General features: G+C 53.9%; 26 protein-coding genes. 14 read left to right on the plus strand and 12 right to left on the minus strand.

The annotated features are described in order from the left end of the window. Positions 1 to 12: 12 nt before the first annotated feature. From ABGT88_RS12765 to ABGT88_RS12785, 5 genes are all read right to left on the minus strand, one after another. Positions 13 to 252 carry a hypothetical protein gene (locus ABGT88_RS12765; RefSeq protein ID WP_346702476.1) on the minus strand — a complete coding sequence of 80 codons (240 nt, stop codon included), beginning with the start codon at positions 250 to 252 and terminating at the stop codon, positions 13 to 15. 97 nt (positions 253 to 349) lie between these two features. Continuing rightward, complete coding sequence (locus ABGT88_RS12770) at positions 350 to 1,168, minus strand: energy transducer TonB (protein WP_087408879.1); 819 nt, start codon at positions 1,166 to 1,168, stop codon at positions 350 to 352. 25 nt (positions 1,169 to 1,193) lie between these two features. Then, positions 1,194 to 1,880 (minus strand): biopolymer transporter ExbD, encoded by a 687-nt coding sequence (locus ABGT88_RS12775; protein WP_346702478.1) that lies wholly within the window; start codon positions 1,878 to 1,880, stop codon positions 1,194 to 1,196. Positions 1,881 to 1,901: 21 nt separating this feature from the next. Continuing rightward, complete coding sequence (locus ABGT88_RS12780; RefSeq protein ID WP_289539838.1) at positions 1,902 to 2,519, minus strand: biopolymer transporter ExbD; 618 nt, start codon at positions 2,517 to 2,519, stop codon at positions 1,902 to 1,904. A 27-nt stretch (positions 2,520 to 2,546) separates the two neighbouring features. After that, on the minus strand, positions 2,547 to 3,356 hold the full coding sequence (locus tag ABGT88_RS12785; protein WP_087408882.1) for a MotA/TolQ/ExbB proton channel family protein: 810 nt from the start codon (positions 3,354 to 3,356) through the stop codon (positions 2,547 to 2,549). A gap of 607 nt (positions 3,357 to 3,963) precedes the next feature. Here ABGT88_RS12785 and ABGT88_RS12790 point away from each other — a divergent pair. Genes ABGT88_RS12790 through nqrF form a run of 6 tightly spaced genes read left to right on the plus strand, consistent with a single transcriptional unit; the run spans position 3,964 to position 9,855 of the window. Next, positions 3,964 to 5,313 (plus strand): Na(+)-translocating NADH-quinone reductase subunit A, encoded by a 1,350-nt coding sequence (locus ABGT88_RS12790; protein WP_346702883.1) that lies wholly within the window; start codon positions 3,964 to 3,966, stop codon positions 5,311 to 5,313. A 33-nt stretch (positions 5,314 to 5,346) separates the two neighbouring features. After that, entirely contained in the window at positions 5,347 to 6,567 is a 1,221-nt protein-coding gene (locus ABGT88_RS12795) for an NADH:ubiquinone reductase (Na(+)-transporting) subunit B (RefSeq protein ID WP_087408884.1), read from the plus strand. A gap of 10 nt (positions 6,568 to 6,577) precedes the next feature. Further along, positions 6,578 to 7,288 carry an NADH:ubiquinone reductase (Na(+)-transporting) subunit C gene (gene nqrC, locus ABGT88_RS12800; RefSeq protein ID WP_346702481.1) on the plus strand — a complete coding sequence of 237 codons (711 nt, stop codon included), beginning with the start codon at positions 6,578 to 6,580 and terminating at the stop codon, positions 7,286 to 7,288. A 3-nt stretch (positions 7,289 to 7,291) separates the two neighbouring features. Then, positions 7,292 to 7,912 carry an NADH:ubiquinone reductase (Na(+)-transporting) subunit D gene (locus tag ABGT88_RS12805; protein WP_025279031.1) on the plus strand — a complete coding sequence of 207 codons (621 nt, stop codon included), beginning with the start codon at positions 7,292 to 7,294 and terminating at the stop codon, positions 7,910 to 7,912. Positions 7,913 to 7,937: 25 nt separating this feature from the next. Then, entirely contained in the window at positions 7,938 to 8,552 is a 615-nt protein-coding gene (gene nqrE / locus ABGT88_RS12810; protein WP_087408886.1) for an NADH:ubiquinone reductase (Na(+)-transporting) subunit E, read from the plus strand. 34 nt (positions 8,553 to 8,586) lie between these two features. Next, on the plus strand, positions 8,587 to 9,855 hold the full coding sequence (gene nqrF, locus ABGT88_RS12815; RefSeq protein WP_258327515.1) for an NADH:ubiquinone reductase (Na(+)-transporting) subunit F: 1,269 nt from the start codon (positions 8,587 to 8,589) through the stop codon (positions 9,853 to 9,855). Positions 9,856 to 10,002: 147 nt separating this feature from the next. On the opposite strand, the gene ABGT88_RS12820 is transcribed toward nqrF, so the two are convergent. The 4 genes from ABGT88_RS12820 to ABGT88_RS12835 all read right to left on the minus strand — a co-directional run bounded on the left by ABGT88_RS12820 (position 10,003) and on the right by ABGT88_RS12835 (position 13,429). Next, complete coding sequence (locus ABGT88_RS12820; RefSeq protein ID WP_087408888.1) at positions 10,003 to 10,560, minus strand: phosphatase PAP2 family protein; 558 nt, start codon at positions 10,558 to 10,560, stop codon at positions 10,003 to 10,005. Then, positions 10,560 to 10,940 (minus strand): diacylglycerol kinase family protein, encoded by a 381-nt coding sequence (locus ABGT88_RS12825; RefSeq protein WP_298663190.1) that lies wholly within the window; start codon positions 10,938 to 10,940, stop codon positions 10,560 to 10,562. The genes ABGT88_RS12820 and ABGT88_RS12825 overlap by 1 nt, the downstream gene beginning before the upstream one ends. Positions 10,941 to 11,146: 206 nt before the next feature. Beyond that, the gene (locus ABGT88_RS12830) at positions 11,147 to 11,398 is read right to left on the minus strand and encodes a type B 50S ribosomal protein L31 (RefSeq protein WP_087408890.1); all 252 of its coding nucleotides are present in this window, start codon (positions 11,396 to 11,398) and stop codon (positions 11,147 to 11,149) included. A 174-nt stretch (positions 11,399 to 11,572) separates the two neighbouring features. Beyond that, complete coding sequence (locus ABGT88_RS12835; RefSeq protein ID WP_087408891.1) at positions 11,573 to 13,429, minus strand: biotin/lipoyl-containing protein; 1,857 nt, start codon at positions 13,427 to 13,429, stop codon at positions 11,573 to 11,575. Between the two features lie 135 nt (positions 13,430 to 13,564). Between ABGT88_RS12835 and ABGT88_RS12840 the strand changes: the two genes are divergently transcribed. After that, the gene (locus tag ABGT88_RS12840; RefSeq protein WP_346702486.1) at positions 13,565 to 14,296 is read left to right on the plus strand and encodes a CpsB/CapC family capsule biosynthesis tyrosine phosphatase; all 732 of its coding nucleotides are present in this window, start codon (positions 13,565 to 13,567) and stop codon (positions 14,294 to 14,296) included. A gap of 73 nt (positions 14,297 to 14,369) precedes the next feature. On the opposite strand, the gene ABGT88_RS12845 is transcribed toward ABGT88_RS12840, so the two are convergent. Continuing rightward, the gene (locus ABGT88_RS12845; protein WP_346702488.1) at positions 14,370 to 16,679 is read right to left on the minus strand and encodes a transglycosylase domain-containing protein; all 2,310 of its coding nucleotides are present in this window, start codon (positions 16,677 to 16,679) and stop codon (positions 14,370 to 14,372) included. A 418-nt stretch (positions 16,680 to 17,097) separates the two neighbouring features. Here ABGT88_RS12845 and pyrB point away from each other — a divergent pair, with 418 nt between their 5' ends. From pyrB to ABGT88_RS12880, 7 genes are all read left to right on the plus strand, one after another. Then, positions 17,098 to 18,012 carry an aspartate carbamoyltransferase gene (gene pyrB / locus ABGT88_RS12850; RefSeq protein ID WP_346702490.1) on the plus strand — a complete coding sequence of 305 codons (915 nt, stop codon included), beginning with the start codon at positions 17,098 to 17,100 and terminating at the stop codon, positions 18,010 to 18,012. A 21-nt stretch (positions 18,013 to 18,033) separates the two neighbouring features. After that, positions 18,034 to 18,495, plus strand: coding sequence for an aspartate carbamoyltransferase regulatory subunit (gene pyrI / locus ABGT88_RS12855; RefSeq protein WP_087408895.1), 462 nt, complete (start codon positions 18,034 to 18,036; stop codon positions 18,493 to 18,495). A 13-nt stretch (positions 18,496 to 18,508) separates the two neighbouring features. Beyond that, positions 18,509 to 19,078 carry a flavin reductase family protein gene (locus ABGT88_RS12860; protein WP_087408896.1) on the plus strand — a complete coding sequence of 190 codons (570 nt, stop codon included), beginning with the start codon at positions 18,509 to 18,511 and terminating at the stop codon, positions 19,076 to 19,078. Between the two features lie 14 nt (positions 19,079 to 19,092). Further along, on the plus strand, positions 19,093 to 19,782 hold the full coding sequence (locus ABGT88_RS12865; RefSeq protein ID WP_087408897.1) for a porin family protein: 690 nt from the start codon (positions 19,093 to 19,095) through the stop codon (positions 19,780 to 19,782). Positions 19,783 to 19,805: 23 nt separating this feature from the next. After that, positions 19,806 to 21,086 (plus strand): serine hydroxymethyltransferase, encoded by a 1,281-nt coding sequence (glyA, locus tag ABGT88_RS12870; protein WP_087408898.1) that lies wholly within the window; start codon positions 19,806 to 19,808, stop codon positions 21,084 to 21,086. Between the two features lie 72 nt (positions 21,087 to 21,158). Then, positions 21,159 to 21,869 (plus strand): SGNH/GDSL hydrolase family protein, encoded by a 711-nt coding sequence (locus ABGT88_RS12875; RefSeq protein WP_346702493.1) that lies wholly within the window; start codon positions 21,159 to 21,161, stop codon positions 21,867 to 21,869. Between the two features lie 77 nt (positions 21,870 to 21,946). Next, complete coding sequence (locus ABGT88_RS12880; RefSeq protein WP_346702495.1) at positions 21,947 to 22,660, plus strand: SGNH/GDSL hydrolase family protein; 714 nt, start codon at positions 21,947 to 21,949, stop codon at positions 22,658 to 22,660. 81 nt (positions 22,661 to 22,741) lie between these two features. Here ABGT88_RS12880 and ABGT88_RS12885 read toward each other — a convergent pair whose 3' ends face one another. Together ABGT88_RS12885 and priA are read right to left on the minus strand one after the other, a co-directional pair. Next, a complete protein-coding gene (locus ABGT88_RS12885; RefSeq protein WP_346702497.1) occupies positions 22,742 to 23,830 on the minus strand; it encodes an SGNH/GDSL hydrolase family protein in 1,089 nt (362 codons plus the stop codon). 35 nt (positions 23,831 to 23,865) lie between these two features. Then, positions 23,866 to 26,331 carry a primosomal protein N' gene (gene priA, locus ABGT88_RS12890; RefSeq protein ID WP_346702499.1) on the minus strand — a complete coding sequence of 822 codons (2,466 nt, stop codon included), beginning with the start codon at positions 26,329 to 26,331 and terminating at the stop codon, positions 23,866 to 23,868. Positions 26,332 to 26,412 lie beyond the last annotated feature (81 nt).

Genomic DNA, 26,412 nt, shown 5'->3' on the forward strand with positions numbered 1-26,412 from the left:
AATCCCATTTTTTTATTTCATTCCTACGAACAATCGGTATCCCCTGAAAACTCCATATACAGCAAACACGACCCCCATAATATAGCGCACAATGTCATACAAGTTGGAAAAGAAGGTGGTGAAAAGCAACAAATAAGCCATACTCAGATAGATGGCTATCATAATCATGCCCAAAACGACATTCATACCCAGCGGACGCCGTTTTGCCTCGGCGTTCTCTTCTTCGTCATAGCGGCCGTATCTCTGTTTCATAGACTTTGTTTTTTATAAAATACCCGCAACCTAAAATCGTGTGATAATAGGCTGCGAGTATGATATTCATGAATCTCTTGGTTAAACAATCGAGAGATTACAAAAGTTTAAATACAACGGGCAATGTGAAGTATACCGGCACGTTGTTACCGTTTTGCTTACCGGGAATCCACTTGGGCATGCTCTTCACAACGCGGATAGCCTCCTTGTCGCAAGTGGGGTCCAAACTACGCAATACGGTTACGTTGTCGATGGTACCGGTCTTCGATACGACGAATCGCAGAATTACACGACCCTGAATACCGTTTTCCTGAGCGATAACCGGGTATTTGAGGTTATCACGGATAAACTTCATCAGCTCGGCTTCGCCACCGGGGAAGGTAGGCATCTGCTCTACAGCTTCGTAGGGTTTCTCTTCCTCTACGACAGGTTCGGCAATCACTTCGCGGAAGTCGGCAATATCCTGACCGTGTTCTTCGTCATTACCTTTTACGTCGGCGATAGAGATGTTTACTTTCGACTGAGTCAACTCGTCTTGCGACTTCAACTCTTCTTCGTCAGAAACCTCTTCGTCTTTCTTGATTACAGGTGCGGTAAATTTGATAGAACTCTTCAAGGGAGGGGGGGGGGGCGTTTCTACCAAGGGTTGAACCTCTTGTTTCTCTACCTCGGCCTCGGGCAGTTGCGACATTTCTACTACGGTAGAAATCTCTTCTTCAGCTTCACCAATCTTGAAAGAATCCACAATATACGGGAGCGCAAAGGCAAAAGCTACAACACAGATAACACCTACGGTGGCCCATGTGTAACGCTTAGGCGAATTTACCCGCAACAGGTATGCGCCGAATGCTTTGTTTTTCCCGACAAAAACTAAGTCGCACCATTCTTTCGAAGTTAAATCTACATTCTTTGACATTTTTCTTCTCCTTTAATGTGTACTATTAGTTCTTCAATGCGGTGTCTATCTGATCGGAAAGAGCACCTTTCTTCTCGTAATTCTCTATCAGGAACAGGTCGCCTTCGGTGATATCGACGATGGCATAACGGCCAATATCGCAGATAATCATCTCGTCGAGGGCATCGATAAGGTTACGGTACGAGGCACCGTTTTTGCCGTTCTCGTCGGCCAACTTGGCCTTGATCATCACCACAGGCGAACCTTTGGTTTTCTTGGCTTCGGTAACCAGCGAATCGAAAACTACCTCGTCGATCTCTTTTCTCTTTTTCCGTTCCTTCAAATCTTTCACCTTGTTGACAACTGTTTTGTTGCGTTCAAGGAGGAGAGCTCTAAGACCGTCTGCACCATAAGACGACTCGACCAGCGAGGTATAATCTTCATATTTGGGCTGACCCAGGTAGTAGAATACCCGGTCGTTGTCGCCCAACAGGATGGTTATAGCCTCCGATTCGCGCACCTTATTTTGCTCTTCTTCTGTCACTTTGTCGTTGGTAGGCATACTGATCTCCATTGTCTGGGGTTTGCTCAACGTCGTACAGAACATGAAGAAGGTGATCAAAAGCATGTTCATATCAACCATGGGAGTAAAGTCCACATGGATTTTCATTTTCTTCTGTTGTCCTTTCTTCTTCCCGCCTTTACCCGAGTCTTTTACTTCTACTTCTGCCATAATTCAATTCCTTTCATGACTTTAGTTATTTTCTTCTTCTGCGGGTAAACTCTTCAACGAAGTAAGCAGATTGTAGCGGTTTTCCTTGATGTCCTGCAACGAACTCATCACGTTTTTGATTTTGTCATAGGGGGTCGACTGGTCGGCCTTGATGGCAATCTTCAAATCGGGATTGTTCTTGCGGGCAGCACGTACCCACTCTTTAAACTCATTGTTGGTACTGTCGCAGGGGATACCGTAGTTTTTGAGGGTCTGATCCTGAATATCGGATTTCAGGTCGAGGAAACCCGGCATCTGTTTGATAGGTACACCAAACGAGTTTGCCAATCTGAACTTATTTATTTGCTCGGGAGTAAACGAGACTCCGTACATACTACTCATTGCGTTCAATACATTCACCCTATCCTCTTGTTTGTCGAGACTGATAAAGATTTTCCCGGACGGCTCAATCAACACCTGAAGCACATTGATTTCAGGAATTTTGATTTCGGATACCGAAGAGGGGGTACTCACTTGCACAGGCTCTTTCTGAACGAAGGTCGATGTCAGCATGAAGAAAGTAAGCAGAAGCACGGTAACGTCACTCATCGCGGTCATATCGATGAGCGTACTCTTCTTTTTTACTTTTACTTTAGCCATATAATGGTCCTTTCGATTTTATGCCGATTACTTGTGAGTAGCAGCGAATGTATTAACAATGCAGAAACCTACCTCGTCGATAGCGTAGGTAATATTATCGATTCTGTTAGAGAAATAGTTATACGAAATTACAGCGAGTGCACCAGTTGCGATACCGAATGCCGTGTTTACAAGGGCCTCGGAAATACCGGTCGACAGGGCAACCGAGTCAGGAGCACCGGCAGTGGCCAGAGCCTGGAACGATTTGATCATACCCAACACAGTACCGAGAAGTCCGACCAGCGTACCCAGCGTCGTCATGGTAGCAACGATAGGCAAGTTCTGTTGCATGGCAGGCATTTCGAGAGCGGCAGCCTCTTCGAGTTGTTTTTGGATAGCCTCGATTTTCTGTTCTTTCGACAGCGTGTCGTCGTGTTCAACTTCGCCGTAACGGATAAGAGCCGAAGCAACTACGCTGGCAACCGTACCACGTTGTTTCTCGCAGAGAGCTTGAGCACCGGCGATGTCGCCTTTTTCCAAAGCAGCTTTTACAGCAGCTACGAATTTGTCGACACTACCTTTACCTTTAACGCTCAACATGGCGATGAAACGTTCAACCGAGAGAACGATTACCGTCAACAGCAAAGTTTGCAGAATAGGTACGATGAAACCTCCTTTATAGATTGTACCCAGCAGATTCAGAGGATGTCCACCCTCGGGATCGCCACCTTCAAAGTTTGTAGGAGCACCAAGTACTTGAGTAAATACCACCAATGCGATGATAAAACAGATGATGATTACAATGAATGCGTTTTTTATACCGCGCACCTTGTTCTTTTTAGCTTTTTTAGCTTCCATAATTAAATAAAATCTAAGTGTTTGTATTAGTTATTTAGTTCAGTTCAATCCTTTATTTCACCCGTTCGGCACTGTATCCCGCGAAATTATCCTCGCTCGCACACTGCCTATTTCATAAAACGTATACACTCCTACATTTATTATATGCAAAGGGCTCTTTCCGAGGGCTCATCCCTTCTTTTCGAGTCCAATTGTTACCTTTTTTGCATTTGTGCGTCAAATGTAGCACAATATTTCGAGAGAAAAAAATAATTCTCTTTTTTTTTCTGTGACACTTTGTTCTCTATTTCCGATGTAGACAGGGAATCACAACCGCTTTACAATGAGTTTTTTTGCATCTTCTCCACCTCGTTTACGGGTGTATTCGAAAGGGCGAACCGACTGCCGATATTCCTGAATCTCGGACTTGCCACTCGATCGGGCGAAGCCGGTCGAACACCTTATTTTAAAGGGAAATTACCCGACCTTCCGCAACAACCGGCCTACCCCCACATGCACCCTGGAAAGGGGCAGCAGGCGACACCGCTTTAAAAAAATAGAGATAAGTTTCTATCAGAAACCGAAAAGAATTGTAATTTTGCCAAAAATTTCATTTTCTACATCCATGATGAATCATGTAGTCAAAATCAAAAAAGGGCTCGACATTCAGTTGGAAGGTGCTCCAGCCCTTGAAATATCCAACTCGACAAACAGTCAGCTATACGCCATTATCCCCGACGATTTTACGGGATTGACTCCCAAGGTCGACGTCAAACCGGGCGACAAGGTTCTGGCCGGTTCGCCAGTCATGCACGACAAGACGCTCACCGATGTAGTGGTCACTTCGCCCGTAAGCGGCGAGGTAGTTGCCGTAGAGCGCGGCGAACGGCGCAAGGTGATGAAGATCACCATCAAGCCCGACGCCACACAACAAGCCGTCGAGTTCGGTAAAGTATCGCCCGACACGATGCAGGCAAGCGACCTGAAGGCGCTGCTGCTGAAGTCGGGCACGTTTGCATTTATCAAGCAACGTCCCTACGACATTATCGCCAACCCCAACACGACTCCGCGCGACATCTTCGTGACGGCATTCGACTCGGCCCCGCTGGCCCCCGACTATGCCTTTGTGCTGAAAGACGAGATGCGCTACCTCGAAACGGGGTTGAAGGCGTTGGCTCGGCTCACCCCGGGCAAGGTCTATGTGGGTGTTTCCAAACGGTCGCCCATCGAGGTCAAGAACGGCGAAACGGTCGTATTCGACGGTCCCCACCCCGCCGGCAACGTAGGGGTGCAGATCAACCACATCTCCCCCATCAACAAGGGTGAAATCGTGTGGACCATCAACGCCCTCGACCTGCTGTTCATCGGACGACTGCTCGAGACGGGTCATGTCGACTTCTCGCGGCTGGTGGCCGTCACCGGTGCAGAGGTGAACAAGCCCCACTATGTGCGCACCTGCGCCGGAGCGTCTATTGCCTCGATTACCCAGGGCATGGTCAAGCCGGCCCACTATGAGCGCCGCTACATCAGCGGCAACGTACTCACCGGGTTCAACGCCGGAGCCGACGGCTATCTGGGTGCCCGACAGGCCCAGGTGACCGTAATCCCCGAAGGCAACAACTGCAACGAGTTCATGGGCTGGGCATCGCTCAATCCCCACAAATACAGCATGAGCCACTCGTACCTCTCGTGGCTGCTGGGCAAGAAACGTCGCTACGACATCGACGCCCGTATACGAGGCGGCGAGCGGGCCATCATCATGTCCGACGAGTACGACCGGGTATTCCCCATGGACATCTATCCCGAATACCTCATCAAGGCCATCCTGGCGTTCGACATCGACAAGATGGAGAATCTGGGTATCTACGAAGTGGCTCCCGAGGATTTTGCCCTGTGCGAATTTGTCGACACCTCGAAACTCGAGTTGCAGAAAATCGTGCGTAACGGCCTCGACCACCTGATGAAAGAGATGTACTAAGAGAAACAATAACCATTTTAATACAAAACAACTTTGAAAGCTTTAAAGAATTATATAGACAAAATCAAACCCCACTTCGAACCGGGCGGGAAATTGTCTATGTTCCAATCGGTATTCGAAGGGTTTGAATCATTCCTGTTTGTTCCCAACACCACCTCGCGTTCGGGAGTACACATTCACGACAGCATAGACTCGAAACGGACGATGACGGTCGTTATCGTCGCCCTGCTGCCGGCCCTGCTCTTCGGTATGTACAATGTGGGCTATCAGCACTACCTGGCCATAGGCGAGCTGGCACAGACGTCGTTCTGGTCGGTCTTCCTCTTCGGATTCCTGGCCGTGCTGCCCAAAATCGTGGTATCGTATGTGGTGGGTCTGGGCATCGAGTTTACCGCCGCACAGTTGCGTCACCACGAAATCCAGGAGGGCTTCCTGGTATCGGGTATGCTCATCCCCATGATTGTGCCGGTCGACACCCCGCTGTGGATGATTGCCGTGGCTACGGCCTTTGCCGTCATCTTCGCCAAAGAGGTATTCGGCGGTACGGGTATGAATATCTTCAACATCGCACTGGTAACGCGTGCGTTCCTCTTCTTTGCCTACCCCTCCAAGATGTCGGGCGACGAGGTGTTCGTACGCACGGGCGATACCTTCGGCCTGGGTGCCGGACAGGTTGTCGAGGGCTTCTCGGGAGCTACCCCGCTGGGGCAGGCTGCTACCCACACGGGCGGCGGTGCCCTGCAGCTGACCGACATTCTGGGTAACACGCTCTCGCTGCACGACATGTTCCTCGGGTTCATTCCCGGCTCCATCGGCGAGACTTCGACGCTGGCCATCCTCATCGGTGCCGTCATTCTACTGGCTACGGGCATTGCCAGCTGGCGCGTGATGCTTTCGGTATTCGCCGGCGGTATCGTGATGAGCCTCATCTGCAACTGGTTCGCCAACCCCGACATCTATCCGGCTGCACAACTCTCGCCCCTCGAGCAGATTTGCCTGGGCGGTTTTGCCTTTGCCGCCGTATTCATGGCTACCGACCCGGTAACGGGCGCACGTACCAATACGGGTAAATACATCTTCGGTTTCCTGGTGGGTGTGCTGGCCATCCTCATCCGGGTATTCAACAGCGGATACCCCGAAGGCGCCATGCTGGCCGTGCTGCTTATGAACGCATTCGCCCCGCTCATCGACTACTTCGTGGTCGAGGCCAATATCCGCCACCGTCTCAAACGAGCCAAAAACTTGACAAAATAGAATTACAGCTATGAACAAACAAGGTAATACATATACGCTCATCTATACCGCGGTTATGGTCATCGTCGTAGCCTTCATTCTGGCCTTCGCCGCCATTGGCCTCAAACCGGCCCAGCAGAAGAATATCGCTATCGACAAGATGAGCCAGATACTCAACTCGGTCAATATCGTGTCGACTCCCGAGAATGCTCAGGAGCTGTACGGCAAATACATCGACGACTCGTTTGTAGTCGATGCCAACGGCCAACTGGTCAAGGGCGAATCGTTCTCGATGAATATCGCCGACCAGCTGAAGCTGCCCGAAAGCCAGCGCACGCTGCCCATCTTTATCTGCACCGACGACTCGGACTCGCCCAAATACATCATCCCCCTGTCGGGTGCCGGTCTGTGGGGCCCCATCTGGGGATACATTTCGATCGAGAACGACGGCAATACGGTCTACGGTGCCTACTTCGCTCACCAGAGCGAGACCCCGGGCCTAGGAGCCGAAATCGAGAAACCGCAGTTCCAGAAACAGTTCCAGGGCAAACACTTCTTCATCGACGGTGCCTTCATGCCCATCGCCGTGGAGAAGGCCGGACGGAAACCGCAAAACGGGGCCGACTACGTCGATGCCGTATCGGGTGGAACCATCACGAGCAAAGGGGTACAGAGCATGCTGCAAAGTTGCGTGGAACCCTATGCCCAATTTTTAGAATCGCTCAATTCAAAGAATATATAAGCCATGTTGTCAAAAAAGAATAAAGAGATACTTTTAGGGCCGCTCTCCAAGAACAACCCGGTGATCGTGCAGATATTGGGTATCTGTTCGGCCCTGGCCGTAACGGCAAAACTCGAACCGGCACTCGTCATGGCCGTATCGGTGACTGCCGTCGTCGCTTTCGCCAACGTCATCATCTCGCTGCTGCGCAATACCATCCCCAACAGCATCCGCATCATTGTACAGCTGGTAGTGGTTGCGGCACTGGTTATCATCGTAGACCAGGTGCTCAAAGCCTATATGTACCAGGTGAGCAAACAGCTCTCGGTCTTCGTGGGGCTCATCATTACCAACTGTATCCTCATGGGACGCCTCGAGGCCTTCGCGCTGAGCCATAAGCCTTGGGAGTCGTTCCTCGACGGTGTGGGCAACGGCGTAGGCTACGGCATCATCCTGGTCATCGTCGCCTTCTTCAGAGAGCTGCTGGGCTCGGGCACCCTCTTCGGGTACCAGGTTATCCCCCAACAACTCTACGACTGGGGCTACCAGAACAACGGCCTGATGATACTCCCGCCCATGGCGCTCATCACCGTGGCCTGCATCATTTGGGTACACCGCTCCCGCAATAAAGATTTGCAACAATAAGAAACCGCGATAAGCTACTTGATATATGGAAAATCTAAATCTGTTCGTCAGGTCTATCTTCATAGACAACATGATATTTGCCTACTTCCTCGGTATGTGCTCCTACCTGGCCGTATCGAAGAACGTGAAAACGGCATTCGGTCTGGGTATCGCTGTCACCTTCGTGCTGGCCATCACCCTGCCGGTCAACTATCTGCTCGAAACCTACGTGCTGAAAGCCGGCGCCCTCAAATGGCTGGGCCCCGAATATGCGCAACTCGACCTGAGTTTCTTGAGTCTGATTATGTTTATCGCCATCATCGCCTCGATGGTGCAGCTCGTCGAGATGTTCGTCGAGAAATACTCGCCCTCGCTCTACGCCTCGCTGGGTATCTTCCTGCCGCTTATCGCCGTGAACTGTGCCATCCTGGGTGGTTCGCTCTTCATGCAGCAGCGCAACTTCCCCTCGGTAACGAGCGCCACCGTCTACGGCATCGGCTCGGGTATAGGCTGGATGCTCGCCATCGTCTGCCTGGCCGCCATTCGCGAGAAGCTCAGCTACTCCAACATACCGGCACCGCTGCGGGGCATCGGCATCACGTTCATCATCACCGGCCTGATGGGTATCGCCTTCATGAGCTTTTTAGGAATCAAACTTTGAAAGGAGAGTCACGATGTTATTAGCAATAAGTTCCATGTCAACGACAATCATATCGAGCATTGTTTTATTCTTGGGCGTATCGCTCCTGCTGGTAGTGATTCTGCTCATCGCCAAGAAATACCTGGTGCCGTCGGGCAAGGCGGTCATCACCATCAACGACGACAAGAAGGTCGAGGTCGACACGGGCGGCAGCCTGCTGAGCACCCTGGCCAACGAGAAAATATTCCTCCCCTCGGCCTGCGGCGGAGGCGGATCGTGCGGACAGTGCCGCTGTCAGGTACTCGAGGGCGGCGGCGAAATTCTGCCCACCGAGCAGGTGCACTTCTCGCGCAAGCAACAGATGAACCACTGGCGGCTGGGCTGCCAGGTGAAGGTGAAGAACGACATGAAAATCGTCGTTCCCGAATCGGTTCTGGGCGTGAAAGAGTGGGAGTGCGAGGTTATCTCGAACAAAAACGTGGCCACCTTCATCAAAGAGTTTATCGTGGCTCTGCCTCCCGGCGAGCACATGAACTTTATCCCCGGTTCGTATGCCCAAATCAAGATTCCTACCTTCGAGATGGACTACGACAAGGATATAGACAAGAGCCTCATCGGCGACGAATATTTGCCCTCGTGGGAGAAATTCGGACTCTTCGGCCTCAAGTGTAAAAACACCGAGCCCACCATCCGGGCCTACTCCATGGCCAACTATCCGGCCGAGGGCGACCGCATCATGCTGACGGTTCGTATCGCCACGCCGCCCTTCAAGCCGAAACCCCAGGTGGGCTTCCAGGATGTGATGCCGGGTATCGCCTCGTCGTATATCTACACCCTGAAACCGGGCGACAAGGTAATCATGAGCGGCCCTTACGGCGACTTCCATCCCATCTTCAACTCGAAACGCGAGATGATGTGGATCGGCGGTGGTGCCGGTATGGCTCCCCTGCGTTCGCAAATCATGCACATGACCAAGACCCTCCACACGACCGACCGCAAGATGTCTTACTTCTACGGTGCCCGTGCCCTCAACGAGGTCTTCTACCTGAACGACTTCCTCGAGCTGGAGAAGGAGTTCCCCAACTTCTCGTTCCACCTGGCCCTCGACCGGCCCGACCCGGCCGCCGATGCCGCCGGCGTGAAGTACACCCCGGGATTCGTTCATCAGGTCATCTACAACACTTATCTGAAGGACCACGAGGCTCCCGAAGACATCGAATACTACATGTGCGGCCCCGGCCCCATGTCGAAGGCCGTCGAGAAGATGCTGTGGGATTTGGGTGTACCCGAAGAGAACCTCATGTACGACAACTTCGGTGGCTAATCCATCAAGGCCACCCGTTCCATATCACCCGCCGTAAAGCTCCCGAGCCTTTGCGGCGGGCTTTTTTTGGCCCGTACGGCCACATCGGGAAGCCCGGCAGGTGTCGGTACCCGTCGGGAAAGAAAACAGACGAGAGGGCAAAAGAGATTAGAAAGTGAGCGAGGCGTAGACCCCGAAAGAGGTACCGTCGGAGACGGGCGAGATGACCAACTGCTTGTCACGCGCAAAGGGACGGGTATAGATATAGGCACTGCCGGCACCGATAAGGGCTCCGGCGGCCACATCCCACCAGTCGTGCCGGCGGGCATAGGTACGGGCCCAACCCACATAGGCGGCCACGGCATAGGCCGGAGCACCCCACGCCCAACCGTAGCGACGCTGCACGAAGGCCGCATTGGCAAAGGTAACCGAGGTGTGCCCCGAGGGGAACGAGAGGTTGTTGCTGTGGTCGGGCCGCTCCTTGTGGACGGCAAACTTGAGCAGATAGGTGGCACCCAGGGTAGTCAGCCCGGTAAAGGCAGCCTGCTTGAAACCGGTCCAGTCTTTCATGGCCAGCATGGCCGAAGCCGTGGCTACCGGCATGGCCACCAGCAATACATCGCTCGAGACCTTCACCGCCTGGCGGCTCCGGCTCAACCCTTCGGCCCGCACCGACTGGCCAACCACCAGCAATGCCAAGACCACAGAGAGAATAATACGTTTCATCACGACCACAGGGTTATAAATTTGGGAACAAATATCAACAGCCCCACCACGACCGACATGATGGCCACGATGAGCACGGCCCCGGCTGCCAGGTCCTTGGCATGCTTGATGGCCTCGTCGTAATCGGGCGACACCCGGTCGCACAGAGCTTCGATGGCCGAGTTGATGCCCTCGGCCGCCAGCACGACACCGATGCAGAGCACCACGGCCGCCCACTCGAGAGCCGACAGCCCCACCAACGCACCGACCACCACCACACACACGGCTACAAAACAGTGTATCCAGGCATTGTGCTCGCGGCTTATCAACCGGACGATGCCGCGCCCGGCATACTTGAAGCTGCGGGCTCGAGCGGCAAGACTGAATTTTTTCTTTTCCATGGGCTTTTCTCTTTGAGGGACAAAGATACGTCTTTTGCCCGCGAATCGCAATATACCGGGCGTCTGAAGTATTCATCCATATGACCGTACTCTTCCCTCTCCCACTCGGAACAAGGAAGGCGGCACCCTCGAAAGGTTCCGCCTGAAAACAAAATACCCCGGCCTGACGACCGGGGTACTGTTTAATCCTATAATTGAACTGTCAATTATTTCTTGCGATTGCCGTAACGGCTCATGAACTTGTCCACACGACCTGCGGTATCCACGAGTTTCTGTTTACCGGTGAAGAAGGGGTGCGACGAACTGGTGATTTCCAGCTTTACCAGAGGATAGGTAACGCCATCAATTTCGATTGTTTCTTTGGCTGCAACCGTTGAACGGGTGATAAAAATTTCGTCGTTCGACATGTCTTTGAAAACTACGGGACGGTAGTTATCAGGATGGATTCCTTTTTTCATTGTTATATCGTCTTTTTAATATTATCAAATGTTCACGTTGGTAGCGTGATTTTTTCGTAATGGCTTGCAAATGTAGGGATAAGTTTCGACTTAGAAAAATATTTACTTCACTTTTTCACAAAAAAAGTCCGGCCGGCGCTTTTGGCACCGGCCGGGACCTGATTTATTCGTCGATTATTCAAATTCGATGAGCGGGTCGTTGGTACCTACCACGTCGTTCTCTTTTACGAGAATGCGTTTTACCTTACCGTTGAGGGTCGAAAGAATATCGTTCTCCATCTTCATGGCCTCGTATACGAGCACCACGTCGTCCTTCTTCACCTGGTCGCCTACTTTCACTTTGATTTCGACTACCTTGCCACCCATGGGAGCGTCGATGGTGGGGCCGGTGATGGGCTCAACGGGAGCAGCCTCCTGAACCTCTTCCTTCTTCTCTTCGACAGCCGGTTTCTTGGCCTCGTATTCGGCGGCACGCACGCCTTTCAAGAAGGTGGTAGCCACGTTGGGGAAGAGCTCGAGCAACAGGTATTCCTGTTCGTTCTCGGCCAGCTTCACGCCACCGAACTCGGGCAGCACGGGATTCTCGGGAGCCTTGTACGAATTGGTATCGTAGGGCGTCTCGATGGGGCTGCCGGTAATCTTCTCGCGGAACTTGGGATCGACGGGTACCGGCGTCTTACCGTACTCGCCTTTTACCAAGGCCTTGAACTGGTTCGAAACCGTCGTGTATTCGGGGTTGCCTTTCAGGCGGTCGAGGGCGCAGCTTACAGCCTGGCTACCTACGATTTGGCTGGTAGGCGTAACCAGAGGCACCAGACCGGCATCGGAACGTACCTTCGGAATCAGCTTCATGGCGTCGTCGAGTACGTGCTCGGCCTTGAGCTGTTTGAGCTGAGCCACCATGTTGGAGTACATACCGCCGGGAACCTCGGCCTCTTTCACCAGTTCGTTGGGTTTGGGGAAACCGAAGTAGTTTTCGATGGCGTGGCAAGCGTCGAGCAATGCGGGCTCGTCGTTGCGTTTGGCCGCATCGATAGCCGTATCGAAAAGTTTGTCGATGTTGTCGGGCAGCTTGTCGATGAGCGGGTCGAAGGCAATGGGGAAGGAGTCTTTCTTCAGATCGTAGGCGGCGAGCTCGCGGCGAATGCCCAGCAACTCGGCACGAATCTTGCTCACGGCGCTCATGTTTACCTCCATCTCCACGCCCAGTTTCTGGCAGAAGATGTAGAGCAACTCGATGGCCGGAGCAGCCGAACCGCCACCGAAATACCAGATGTTGGTATCGAGAATGTCTACCCCGTGTATCACGGCCATGAGCGACGAAGCCAGACCGTAACCCGGCGTACAGTGGGTGTGGAAGTCGACGGGTACCTTCAGTGCCTTTTTCAACTTAGGCATCAGCGAGGCGATACGCGACGGATTTACCAGACCGGCCATATCTTTCAAGGTTACCATCTTGGCACCCAGTTTCTCGAAGCCGACAGCCTTCTCTACGAAATAGTCGTCGGTAAAGATGGGTTTGGGCAACTTCTTGCCGAAGAGGGCTTTCACCCGGTCCATAAAGGTGATGGTATAGTGCGGGTCTACCGTGTAGCATACGGCACCATCGGAGATAGCGCCCACGGCATTTATCTTTTCGACCGACGACTTCACGTTGTTCAGGTCGTTGAGAGCATCGAATATACGCATAATTCCCAACCCGTTGGCTACGGCCTCGCGATAAAAACCGTCGAGTACCGAATCGGGATAAGGGGCATATCCAAACAAATTGCGTCCCCGAGAGAGAGCAGTTAAATACGAAGCGCCGCCAATAGCATCGCTAATGGTTTTGAGGCGGGTCCAAGGGCTCTCGTTCAGATAGCGCATCACCGAGTCGGGTACTGCACCACCCCATACCTCCATGGCAAAGAAGCCGGCATCCTTATAATAAGGCAATACCCGGTTTATCTGCTCCTGGGTAAGACGAGTTGCGAACAAGGATTGTTGCCCATCACGAAGGGTAAGATCTCGAATTTTCAATTTTCTTGACATAGCAATCTGATTTAATAGGTGTTACTTTTTTCCACATTACATGATTTCAAGCATACAAATATAATATTCTTTAACTTATAATCAAAAGAAAAAGCGTACTTTTGTATCTCGAACGAATTTTCAAGGCATTCGCGTATGTTCAATTTCTTCCATAAAAAGTCTGCCGAAAAGCCTCTATTCCCCTATACAACAGAGGTTCACTGCCATATACTGCCGGGTATCGACGACGGTTCGCCCGACACCGAGCACTCGCTGCCCCTGCTGCGCCAGATGAGCGAATGGGGCATCGAAAAGGTAATCGCTACCCCTCACGTGACCGAAGCTACCTTCGAGAATACCCCGCAAACCGTGGGCGATGCCTACGACCGGCTGTGCCGCGAACCCGAGTTTGGCGAGCTGGGCATACAGTTGTGCTACTCGGCCGAGTATCGCATGGACGACAATTTCCTGGCCATACTGCAACGCAACGAGGTGATGCCCATGCCGGGCAACCACCTGCTCATCGAGAACTCGTTTCTGCAACCTTTCTGGAACATCAAGGAGCTGGTCTTCGACCTGCAGCTCAAGGGCTTCTCGCCCATACTGGCCCACCCCGAGCGGTATGCCTATTACTACGACGACAAGAAAATCTATCAGGAGCTGCACGACCAGGGATGCGAATTTCAGGTCAACCTGCTCTCGCTGGCCGGCTACTACAACAAGCGGACGAAAGAGGTGGCCGAGTGGCTGGTCTCGAAACAGATGGTCGATTACCTGGGCAGCGACATGCACAACAGCAACCACGCCCAGCACATAGGCCGCTACCTCGCCAGCAAGGAGTTTGTGCGCAACATGCGCAACATTACCCCCCGTAACAACACCTTGTAAACATACTCCCCCTATACGACAAGAGAGGCAAGTCACGCACTCGCCTCTCTTGTTGCATCTATTGTAGTTATCTTTAATCGAATATTCCCTCGATACTCTCCATCGGAGCCTCCTGGGCGGGCTCCTCGACGTAGGAACCGCCACTGCAGGGGTCGGCATACTCGGCCGGAACCTCAAAGTTGCTCTGCTGTGAATAGCCCAGCGTGGGGTCGGCATAGACCTTCTGCATGTAGAGGCCGTAGATAGGCAGGGCCATGCTGGCACCCTGACCGTCGGCCATGCCGTCGAAGTGAATCGAGCGGTCCTCGCCACCTACCCACACGCCCGAAACCAGGTCGGGGGTAAAGCCCATGAACCAACCGTCGGAGTTGTTGTTGGTCGTACCCGTCTTGCCACCCATCGGTGCCGTGATGCCGTAGCGGTAACGCACGCGGCCGCCGGTACCGTGGTCGATGACGTCGCGCAACATGGGCAGAATGCGGTAGTAGGCCTGTTCGCTGAAGACTTCGGTCATCGTGGGGTTGAACTCGGCAATCACATTGCCCAGATTATCTTCTATGCGGGTGACATAGAGGGGGTCTACCCGCACTCCTTTGTTCGAAAAAGCGGTATAGGCGGTCACCATCTCCTCGACCGAAACGTCGACCGGACCCAGGCAGAGCGATACCACCTCGTCGATTTTATTCTTGATACCGAACGAGTGCATCAGCCGGGCCAGCGACGAGGGCGACAGCTTGTCCATCAACCGGGCCGAAATCCAGTTGTTCGAGTTGGCCAACCCCCAGCGGAGGGTCACCATCTCGCCCACCCTCGCCTTCGACGAGTTGCGGGGCGACCACGCCTTGCCGTCTTCGGTGATGAGCGTGGGCTGTTCGTTCAGGAACATGTCGCAGGGGGTGAAGCCCTCTTCCATGGCCAGCGTATAGAGGAACGGTTTCACCGTCGACCCGATTTGCCGGCGGCCTACCGACACCATGTTGTATTGGAAATGCTCGAAATCGGGTCCACCCACATAGGCTTTCACATGGCCTGTATGGGGATCCATCGACATGAAGCCCGTGCGGAGGAACGACTTCTGATACCGTATCGAATCCATGGGCGACATAATCGTATCGATCATGCCGTCGTACGAGAAGACCTGCATCTCGACCGGCGTAACGAAGGCCTGCCGGATGCGCTCGTCGCTCGCCCCGGCCTGCTTCATGGCCCGGTAGCGGTCGGACTGTTTCATGGCCCGCTCGAGAATGCCCTCGCGCTCCTCCTTCGTGATGCTGCGCGAGAAGGGTGCGTAGCTGCGTCCCTTCTTCTCGGCAAAAAAGCGGGGTTGCAGGTAGTGGCCCAGATGCTCCTCGACAGCCTCCTCGGCATAGCGCTGCATGCGCGAGTCGATGGTCGTGTAGATTTTGAGACCGTCGGTATAGATATTGTATTTCGAGCCATCGGCCTTGCGGTTCTTCTCGCACCAGCCATAGAGCGGGTTGGTGGCCCAGGCTATGGAGTCGTCGACAAATTTCTGAGCCTCCCAGCCGCGGTAGTCGGCCCGGTCGGGTTTCTTGGCCGTCATCATCAAGCGCAACTGCTCTCTGAAGTAGGGCGCCAATCCCTCCTTGTGGTCGACCCGCGTGTAGTGCAACTCCAGCGGCAAAGCCTGCAGCGAGTCACGCTCGGCCTTGGTAATGTATTTGGCTTTGTACATCTGGTCCAACACCGTGTTGCGGCGCCCGCGCGTGCGCTCGTTATAGCGGCGCGGATTGTAGTACGAAGGGTTTTTACACATGCCCACCAGCGTGGCTGCCTCCTCGATTTTCAGCTTGTCGGGGGTGGTGTGGAAGTAAATGTAAGCAGCCGACTGGATACCCACCGCATTGTTGAGGAAGTCGAAGTGGTTGAGATACATGTTCACAATCTCCTCCTTGGTATAGAAGCGTTCGAGCTGTACGGCTATGACCCACTCCTGCGGTTTCTGGAAGAGACGCTCCACGATGTTGTCGGCACTGGGCGAATAGAGCAGCTTGGCCAACTGCTGGGTGATGGTGCTGCCACCGCCGGCACTCTTCTGGAAAAAGAGGCCACGCTTGATGAAGGCCCGGAAGAGCGCCTTCACGTCGATACCCGAGTGCTCCTTGAAGCGGATGTCCTCGGTGGCAATAAGGGCCTCGACCAGGTAGGGCGAGATTTCGTCGTAGTGCACATACACCCGGTTGCTCTTGCTCTGGTAGAAACGGCCTATCACCTGCATGTCGGACGAGTAGATTTCCGAAGCGAACTTATCCTTGGGGTTCTCCATATCCTCGATGGGCGGCATGTAGCCGATCCACCCCCAGGCAATCATGGCAAAAGCGGCCACGGCAAGGAGCACCAGGGCACCGAAGGTAATCCACATATATTTAATTACACGAGAGGTGTCGCTAAAAGCGCTTTTAATCCTATCCACTTTCATTGTCTTTCCTATACTATCTACGGTTTTGCGGCCCGGGATTCGCACCCGCAAATCCCTTTAAAGCCAATTGTTAAAGCAAAGGTAGCAAATATATTTCATTCAACGGCATATTGCAGATTTATAAAGAATATTTTTTATGGCTAAACAGTTTGGCTTTCGCCCTTTTTTTACTATCTTTGCTTATCGAAATGAATTGGCGGGAACAGACATATAATCCATTACAACAAAGGCATTTTTACAAACGCCGGGGATTATATTCTCTCCAACATAGAACGAACAGCAAGCCAGCGTGACATTCATTGTCGTGTTGGCTTTTTTTATGGACAACCATAGTGTAACCTATAAACAAATCATACCGACGATGAAACCTGAGAGTTTAGTATCTATTACCGATTTTTCAAAAGAAGAAATTCTGGACCTGCTCCAAACCGCAAGTCGATTCGAGGCTAATCCCAACCAAAAGATTCTGGAAGGCAAAGTCGTGGCCACGCTCTTCTTCGAGCCCTCGACCCGCACCCGGCTCAGTTTCGAGACCGCCGTCAACCGACTGGGCGGAAGAATCATCGGCTTCTCCGACGCCAGCACCACCAGCTCGTCGAAGGGCGAGACGCTGAAAGACACCATCATGATGGTGAGCAACTATGTCGACCTGATCATCATGCGGCACCACCTCGAAGGAGCAGCCCGCTACGCCTCCGAAATCGCATCGGTGCCCGTCATCAACGCCGGCGACGGTGCCAACCAGCACCCCTCGCAGACGATGCTCGACCTCTACTCGATCTACAAGACACAAGGTACCCTCTCGAACCTGAACATCACGATGGTAGGCGATTTGAAATACGGGCGCACGGTACACTCGCTGCTCATGGCCATGTCGCACTTCAACCCCACCTTCCACTTCGTCGCCCCCGACGAGTTGAAGATGCCCATCGAGTACAAGATATTCTGCGAGCAGCACCACATCCCCTACTTCGAGCACTCCGAATTTTCCGAAGAGGTCATCAACCAGGCCGACATCCTCTACATGACCCGCGTACAGCGCGAACGGTTTACCGACCTCATGGAGTACGAGAAGGTAAAGAACGTATACACCTTGCACAACAGCATGCTCGAGCACAGCAAAGACAACCTGCGGGTTCTGCACCCGCTGCCCCGTGTCAACGAAATCTCATACGACGTCGACAGCAACCCCAAGGCTTACTATTTCCAACAGGCCCAGAACGGTCTGTATGCCCGGCAAGCCATCATCTGCAAAGTATTAGGAATTGAAGTTTAACCCCCCACCATTTCGAAAATCATGAACGTCGAAAAGAAAGAATTAAAAGTAGCTGCCCTCGAAAACGGAACGGTGATCGACCACATTCCCTCGAACCAACTTTTCAAAGTGGTCTCTATCCTGGGCCTCGAGAACTGTCCCAACAGCATAACCATAGGCAACAACCTCGCCAGCAAGAAGATAGGCAAGAAGGGCATCATCAAGGTGGCCGACCGTTTCTTCAAGGAAGAGGACCTGAACAAGATAGCCCTGGTAGCCCCCGAAGCGCAAATCAACATCATACATGACTACCAGGTGACCGAGAAGCGCAAAGTATCGCTCCCCGACGTGGTGCACGGCATCATCCGCTGCAGCAACCCCAAGTGCATCACCAACAACGAACCCATGGAGACTATCTTCCACGTGGTCGACAAGGTGAACATTCAGGTAAAGTGCCACTACTGCGAACGCTCGGTATCGAAAGACGAAATAGAAATCTGCTAACTCACGCCGGCCCATGAAACAGACCTGGAAACCCGGGACCACCATCTACCCGCTGCCCGCCGCACTGGTGAGCTGCGGCAGCACGCCCGAAGAGTACAACCTGCTTACCGTCAGCTGGGTGGGCACGATATGTACCAACCCGCCCATGTGCTATGTGTCGATACGTCCCGAGCGCTACTCCTACGAGATTCTGCGCAAGAACATGGAGTTTGTCATCAACCTCACTACTGTCGAGATGGCCCATGCGACCGACTGGTGCGGCGTCACCTCGGGAAAAGACTACAACAAGTTCGAGAAGACCGGGCTTACCCCCCGCCAGGCACAAATCGTGCAGGCCCCCTACGTAGACGAGTCGCCCCTCTGTATCGAATGCAAGGCCCGCGAAATCGTACGCCTGGGCTCGCACGACATGTTCATCGCCGACGTCGTCAACCTGCTGGCCGACGACCGCTACATCGACCCCTCGACCGGCGCCTTCGACATGCAGAAGGCCAACCTGCTGGTCTACTCGCACGGGCACTACTACGAGATGGGTCGCGAGATAGGCAAGTTCGGCTGGTCGGTACAAAAGAAAAACAAATAGACAAATACACGCGCATGAAGAGACTGGCCACTGCTATCTGTATCGCACTCTCGCTCACCTTTGCCGCACAAGCGCAGGTGAAGGAGCTGAACGTGAGCAAACGGTTCAACTGGGGCGTACGGCTGGGAGTGAACGCTCCCCTGGTCGACATACGTCACATGAGCCTCGACGGCACCCAGATAGACGAATCGGACTCCGAATCGAGTCTGGGACTCACAGGCTCCTTTATCGGGCGGTACAACTTCAAACGCAACTATATCCAACTCGAGGTGGGCATGCACCAGTCGCACACCCGGCTGTACAACCCCGACTACGGATTGAGCAAAATCAACACCTCGGCCTATGCCATCGATGTTCCCGTGCTGTACGGCTACAACATCACCAAGCACGGGCCCTTCCTGATGAACCTCTTTGCCGGACCGCGCGTCTCGTACATCTGCAACGAAACCAGCCAGATCGATGTCAACGGCACGACATCGCGCAATCTGGTCTACGACGACAAGCCCAACAGCTTCTCGTTCTACGCCGTGGGCGGACTGAGTACCACCATCGGCCACCTGTACATCGACTTTCGGTATGCCTACTGCATAGGAAACTCGAAAGACCAATCGTTCAAAATCGACCTCGACGACTCGCAGGTGGGGCAGGTAAAGCTCTCGCGGGCCGTCAACGAGTTGAGCATTTCAATAGGATATTTATGGTAAAAATACACTAACACAAAACCAACATGAAAAGAGACAACATCATTTTCGACATTATCGAAAAAGAGAATCAACGACAACGTAAAGGTATCGAATTGATTGCCTCTGAAAACTTCGTCAGCGAACAAGTGATGCAAGCCATGGGCTCGTGCCTGACCAACAAATACGCCGAAGGGTATCCCGGCAAGCGTTATTACGGCGGTTGCGAGGTGGTAGACCAGAGCGAGCAAGTGGCTATCGACCGGCTCAAAAAGCTGTTCAACGCCGAGTGGGCCAACGTGCAACCGCACTCGGGAGCCCAAGCCAACATGGCCGTATTCATGGCCGTGCTCAACCCGGGCGACAAGTTCCTGGGGCTGAACCTCTCGCACGGCGGTCACCTGTCGCACGGAAGCCCCGTGAACTTCTCGGGCCTGATGTTCCACCCGCTCGAATACAGCGTGAAAGAAGATACCGGTTATGTCGACTACGATATGATGGAAGAGGTGGCTCTGCGCGAGCGTCCGAAACTGATTATCGGCGGTGCATCGGCCTACTCGCGCGAATGGGACTACGCCCGCATGCGTAAGATTGCCGACGAAATCGGCGCCATCTTCATGGTCGATATGGCTCACCCCGCCGGCCTCATCGCCGCCGGTCTGCTCGAGAATCCGCTCAAGTATGCCCACATCGTCACCTCGACCACTCACAAGACCCTGCGCGGTCCCCGCGGCGGTATCATCCTTATGGGCAAAGACTTCGACAACCCCTGGGGCAAAAAGACGCCCAAAGGCGAAATCAAGAAGATGTCGGCTCTGCTCGACTCGGCTGTATTCCCCGGCGTACAGGGCGGCCCGCTCGAACACGTGATTGCCGCCAAAGCCGTAGCCTTCGGCGAGGCCCTGCAACCCGAGTATGTCGACTATCAGACTCAGGTGAAGAAGAATGCCGCCGTCATGGCTCAAGCCTTCATGGACAAGGGATACAAGATTATCTCGAACGGTACCGACAACCACTGCATGCTCATCGACCTGCGCACCAAGTTCCCCGAACTGACGGGCAAGGTGGCCGAGAAGGCTCTGGTTCAGGCCGACATCACGGTCAACAAGAACATGGTTCCGTTTGACAGCCGCTCGCCGTTCCAGACCTCGGGTATCCGTGTAGGTACACCGGCCATCACTACCCGCGGTGCCAAAGAGGATATGATGCTCGAGATTGTCGAACTCATCGACACCGTGCTCTCCAACCCCGAAAGCGAAACGGTCATCAAAGCCGTTCGCGAGAAGGTAAACGGCATGATGAAGGACTATCCCATCTTCGCCTACTAATCGATTGACTTTTATTCATTCACATTCGGTACACTCCCCACTTGCGGGAGTGTACTTTTCATTTACATCACCATGAAAACAAGTGCTAAACTTCTTGTATCGGCCCTGTTGCTGGCCGGAGCCTTCGCCCCGGAGTGTGCAGCCCAGGACTGGCCCAACCTCAACTGCTACCGCGAAGCCAACCATACCCTCATGGAGGCCCGACAGAACGACCCCAACGATGCCCAGACGGCGTGGGTGGTCTTCATGGGCGACTCGGGTACCCAGGGCTGGACCGAAAAAGACCCCGACTTCTTTACCGACAACCACTTTGTGGGGCGAGGTATCAACGGCCAAACCACCCCGCAGATGCTGCTGCGTTTCCGTCAGGATGTCATCGATCTCAAACCGAAAGCGGTCGTCATTCTGGGCGGCGCCAACGATATTGCCGGCAACACCGGCCCCTCGAGCATCGAGATGATTATGGACAACATCAAGTCGATGGTTGAGTTGGCCCGGGCCAACGGCATCGAGGTGGTGCTCTGCTCGGTGCTCCCCTCGAACCACTTCTACTGGATACCCGAGCTGAAGCCGGCCGACCTGCTTATCGAGCTGAACCGACAAATCAAGGCCTACGCCGATGCCCATCACATCCCCTTTGCCGACTACTACTCGGTACTCGTCGACGACCAGAAAGGGCTGAACGAGGCCTACCGCATCGACACGGCTCACCCCTCGCTCGAAGGGTACAAGCTCATCGAACCTCTGGTAGTCAAGTCTATCCAACAGGCCTTGGCACATTAAACCGTTACACATTCTTTATTATTTACCCTGTTGCGCTTCTACCCGAGTAGTGGTGCAACTTAATTCACAAAAGTCTTATGAAAACAAGTGCTAAACTTTTCCTGTCGGCCCTGCTGCTGGCCGGCACCTGTGCCACCGAGTGCGCCGCCCAGGACTGGCCCAACCTCAACCGCTACCGCAGCGACAACCAGACCAACCTCGAGGCCCGTCGCAACGACCCCTCCGACGCCCAAAAGAGCTGGGTGGTATTCATGGGTAACTCCATCACGCAAAACTGGGCTTCGATGGACCCCGAGTTCTTCACCAGCCACAACTACCTGGGCCGGGGAATCAGCGGACAGACTTCGCCGCAGATGCTGCTGCGCTTCCGTCAGGATGTCATCGACCTCTCGCCCAAGGCGGTAGTTATTCTGGCCGGTACCAACGACATTGCCGGCAACACGGGCCCCTCGAGTGTCGAGATGATTATGGACAACATCGAATCGATGGTACAGTTGGCCCAGGCCAATGACATCGAGGTGGTGCTCTGCTCGGTGCTCCCCGCCAACCGCTACGGCTGGGCTCCCGACGTGAAACCAGCCGACACGATTATCGAACTGAACCGACAGATAAAAGCCTATGCCGAGGCTAACCGGATTGTCTATGTCGACTTCTACACACCGCTCGTCGACGACCAGAAGGGACTGAACGACGCCTACGGACGAGACGGCGTGCACCCCACCATCGACGGCTACAAAATCATGGAACCGCTGGTAGTCGAGGGTATCGAAAAGGCTCTGGCCCGTCGATAACAGGCGCGTCCCATACTCATACGACAAAGGCTCGGGGAATTGTCCCCGAGCCTTTGTCGTTATCACGGAACCGGCAAGATACTACCGGATGCCGTATCGTTTCAATATCTTCATAATCTGGGGCTGGTACTGCTGTACCAGTCGGTCGAAGCCCAAATCGTTGGGGTGAATACCATCGGACGACCCCTCGTGATCGGTACCGATGGCACGATTGTCACGAATAAGATAGAGGTCTTCTACCCCTTGCTTCTTCAACAGTTCATATTGCTCGACAAAGGCCTTGCCTTGACGAGTGCAACGGTCGTACACCTGTTGGTCGCTATACCCGCCCTCACGCATATAGGTTTCAATCATAATAACAGGTACACCCGGGTGATGCTTGCGTATTGTCTTTACCAAATATTGGGTACGCTCGGTAATCTCCTCGGGCGAAGGATTGGGCATACAGTCCAGCACGAAGGCATCGGCCTCGACATCTTTTATCATATCGGCTACGGTAGCCTCCATCTTGCCGCTACCGCTCAATCCGAAATTATTAAAATTAATACCTGTATTGCGCGCCATACGGGCCGGATAGGCCAACCCCGCACGACTGGCACAAGCCCCGTGCAGAATACTCGACCCGTAGATGAGTACCCTGTGGCGGAAAGGCGAAGAATCGGCTGTGATGACCGAAGCCGAATCGACACCTATCTCGAGCGACGTCAGTTCATCGAACAAGGGGAGGTAGAGCAGAAACCGATGTTCTCCCGGTTTCAGATTGGCTACCAGCCGACTCTCGTGTTGCGTCTTCCCGGCTGCGGGGGTTCCTACTCCGGCCGGAATCCAACCTTCGTCGCTATACATATAGAGATCGAGCCCCCTATGAGCTATCGGTGTCATATTCCCCATTACCCCTTTGCTCCGGGTTGTCCAGCGGGCAACCACCTTAGAGCTGTTGGTCTTGAAACAGATGCTCAGGCCGGCCGGATAGGTAAACAACTTTTCCACCCGTTTCGGCATATTGCCATACTTTTCTATGTCGACCCGATGATAAATATTCGCAGGAGTAGGCATCGCCTTGCCCACCAGAGTGAGACTACCGGCATCGACATACTTTAACTCGTTTGCCGACCACACCAATGCCGGCATCAAACAGCACAATGCAATGAATAAAATTCCACGTTTCATGGTTGATTATAATTGATGTTTCACATAGATTTCCATCAAAGAGGGTCTACATCGTAGTAGAGCAGCAGCGACTTGAAACGGTCGTCGACCAGCATGTTTTCATAGACCTGCCGCAAAATCTCCTTCACCCGCGACATCGAGGCCGCCAGTTCCATCTTCAACACCACCTTGCGGATATAGAGCGACTGGATGCGGGCGACCGGCGGATTGTCGGGGCCCAGCACCCGGCTGCCGAAAACCTCGCGCAACGCCGTGGTATAGCGCACGGCAAGCTCCTGCAAGAGGGTCTCGTCGCGATGCTTCAGGTAGATGTATATCAACCGGGTATAAGGGGGATAGGAGAAAGCCTTGCGTTCGGCCAACTGCCGGTTGTACATGCCCTCGTAGTCGTGGGCAATGACCTGCTGAATCAGAGGCGACGAGGGGTCGGAGGTCTGCAGCACCACCACCCCCTTCTTGTTCTTACGCCCGGCCCGGCCCGACACCTGCTCCATCATCTGGAAAGCCCGCTCGTGGGCCCGGAAGTCGGGGAAATTCATCATCTGGTCAGCACTCAAGATGCCCACCACGCTCACCCGGTCGAAGTCCAGCCCCTTGGTAATCATCTGCGTGCCGATGAGAATCTTGTTCTTCCCTTTCGAGAAGTCGTCGATAATCTGCTCGTAGGCGTTGCGCGAACGGGTGGTGTCCAGGTCCATGCGCGACACCGGTACCTCGGGAAAAAGCCGGGCCACATCCTCTTCGATGCGCTCGGTACCGAAACCCATCACCCCGATGGTAGGCTGTCCGCAGGCGGGGCACACCTTGGGTATCTCGTAGGTATAGCCGCAATAGTGGCAGGTAAGCTGGTTGTACCGTTTGTGATAGGTGAGGCTCACGTCGCAATGTTCGCACTTGGGCACCCAGGCACACTGCTTGCACTCGACCATGGGGGCAAACCCCCGGCGGTTCTGAAACAGAATGACCTGCTCGCCGGCCTGCAAGGCGTGCTGCATGCGGTTGAGCAGCTCGGGCGTGAAGTTCCCCTGCATGCGGTTTTTCTTGCGCATCTCCTTGACGTCGACCGGGATAATCTCGGGCAGCTCCACATCGTTGAAGCGCTTCTTCAGCTCCACCAGCCCATACTTGCCCTGCCGGGCATTGAAATAGGTCTCGATGGCCGGAGTAGCCGTACCCAGCAGGGTTTTGGCACCGTGCATCGAAGCCAGCACGATGGCGGCGTTGCGGGCATGGTAGCGGGGAGCCGGGTCGTACTGCTTGTACGAGGTCTCGTGCTCCTCATCGACAATCACCAGCCCCAGGTCGGCAAAGGGAAGAAAAATAGACGAGCGCACCCCCAGCACAAGCCGGGGCTCGCGACTGTCGAGCAGAGTATTCCATATCTCCACCCGCTCGTTGTCCGAGAACTTGGAGTGATAGATCACCAGCTTGTCGCCGAACATCTTGCGCAGCCGGTTGGTCAACTGGGTAGTGAGAGCTATCTCGGGCACCAGATAGAGCACCTGCCGCCCCTCGGCCAGCACCCGTTGAATGAGGTGGGCATAAATCTCGGTCTTCCCGCTCGAGGTGACCCCGTGCAGCAACGTGACGTCGTGCTCCCTGAACGACTCGACTATCTGGTTGCAGGCCATCTGCTGCAACTCGCTCAGCGGGGCTATCTCGCCCTCGGTGAATGTGGCCGTATCGAAACGGCTTATCTCTTTTTTATATACTTCGAAAATTCCCTTCTCGACCATTGCCCCCAGCACGGCCGACGAGACACCCGAACGGTCGAGCAACGCCTTGCGCGAAACCTCGCGCAGTTTGCCCTTCTGCATGAAGAGCGACAAATCGAGAAACGAGAGGAGCATTACCTCCTGCTTCTTGGCCTGCTTCACCCGCTCGAAGGCACTGCGCAGAGCCACCTCGTCGCCCGGGGCAAAGGCGAGGCGTATGTAGGTCTCGGTCTTGGGACGGTAGTGTGCCTTGATTTGCTCCGAAACGAACACCGCTTCGCGCTCCAACAGACGCCGCAACACGGGCAATATGTTGTGCATGCCGCTCTCCTTCTCGAGCTCCTGCACGGTCATGCGCGACCTCTTTCCCAGAGCCGCCAGCAGCATCCACTCGCGCTCCTTCAGCCGGTCGTCGTCGGGCTCTTCGAACTCGGCATTCAGCGTCACGACCGTCTCGCTCTCGAGCTTCAACCCCGAGGGCAGAGCCGCCTTGTAGACATCGCCCACCGAGCAGAGGTAATAGTCGGCAATCCACTCCCAGAACCGCAACTGCGGCCGTCGCAATACCGGACGGTCGTCGAGAATCGAAAGAATCTCTTTCACCTCGTAACCCTGGGGCATGACATCGTGCAGCCGTGCCACAATAGCCGTGTAGTACTTCTTGCGGCCAAAAGGCACCACCACCCGACTGCCCGGTTGCAGCGAGGTCTGCCAATCGGCAGGTACCCGATAGGTAAAATATTTATACAACGGTAGCGGTAAGACGACGTCGGCAAATGTGTTCATAATCTAAAGCGGTTCTTTTTCGGGCTGCCCCCGAACAGTATAATCTGTATGCAGGTAGCGAAAGGCGTATGCACAAGGCCC

This window comes from Barnesiella sp. An22, assembly GCF_963931395.1.
Lineage (GTDB): Bacteria > Bacteroidota > Bacteroidia > Bacteroidales > Barnesiellaceae > Barnesiella > Barnesiella merdigallinarum.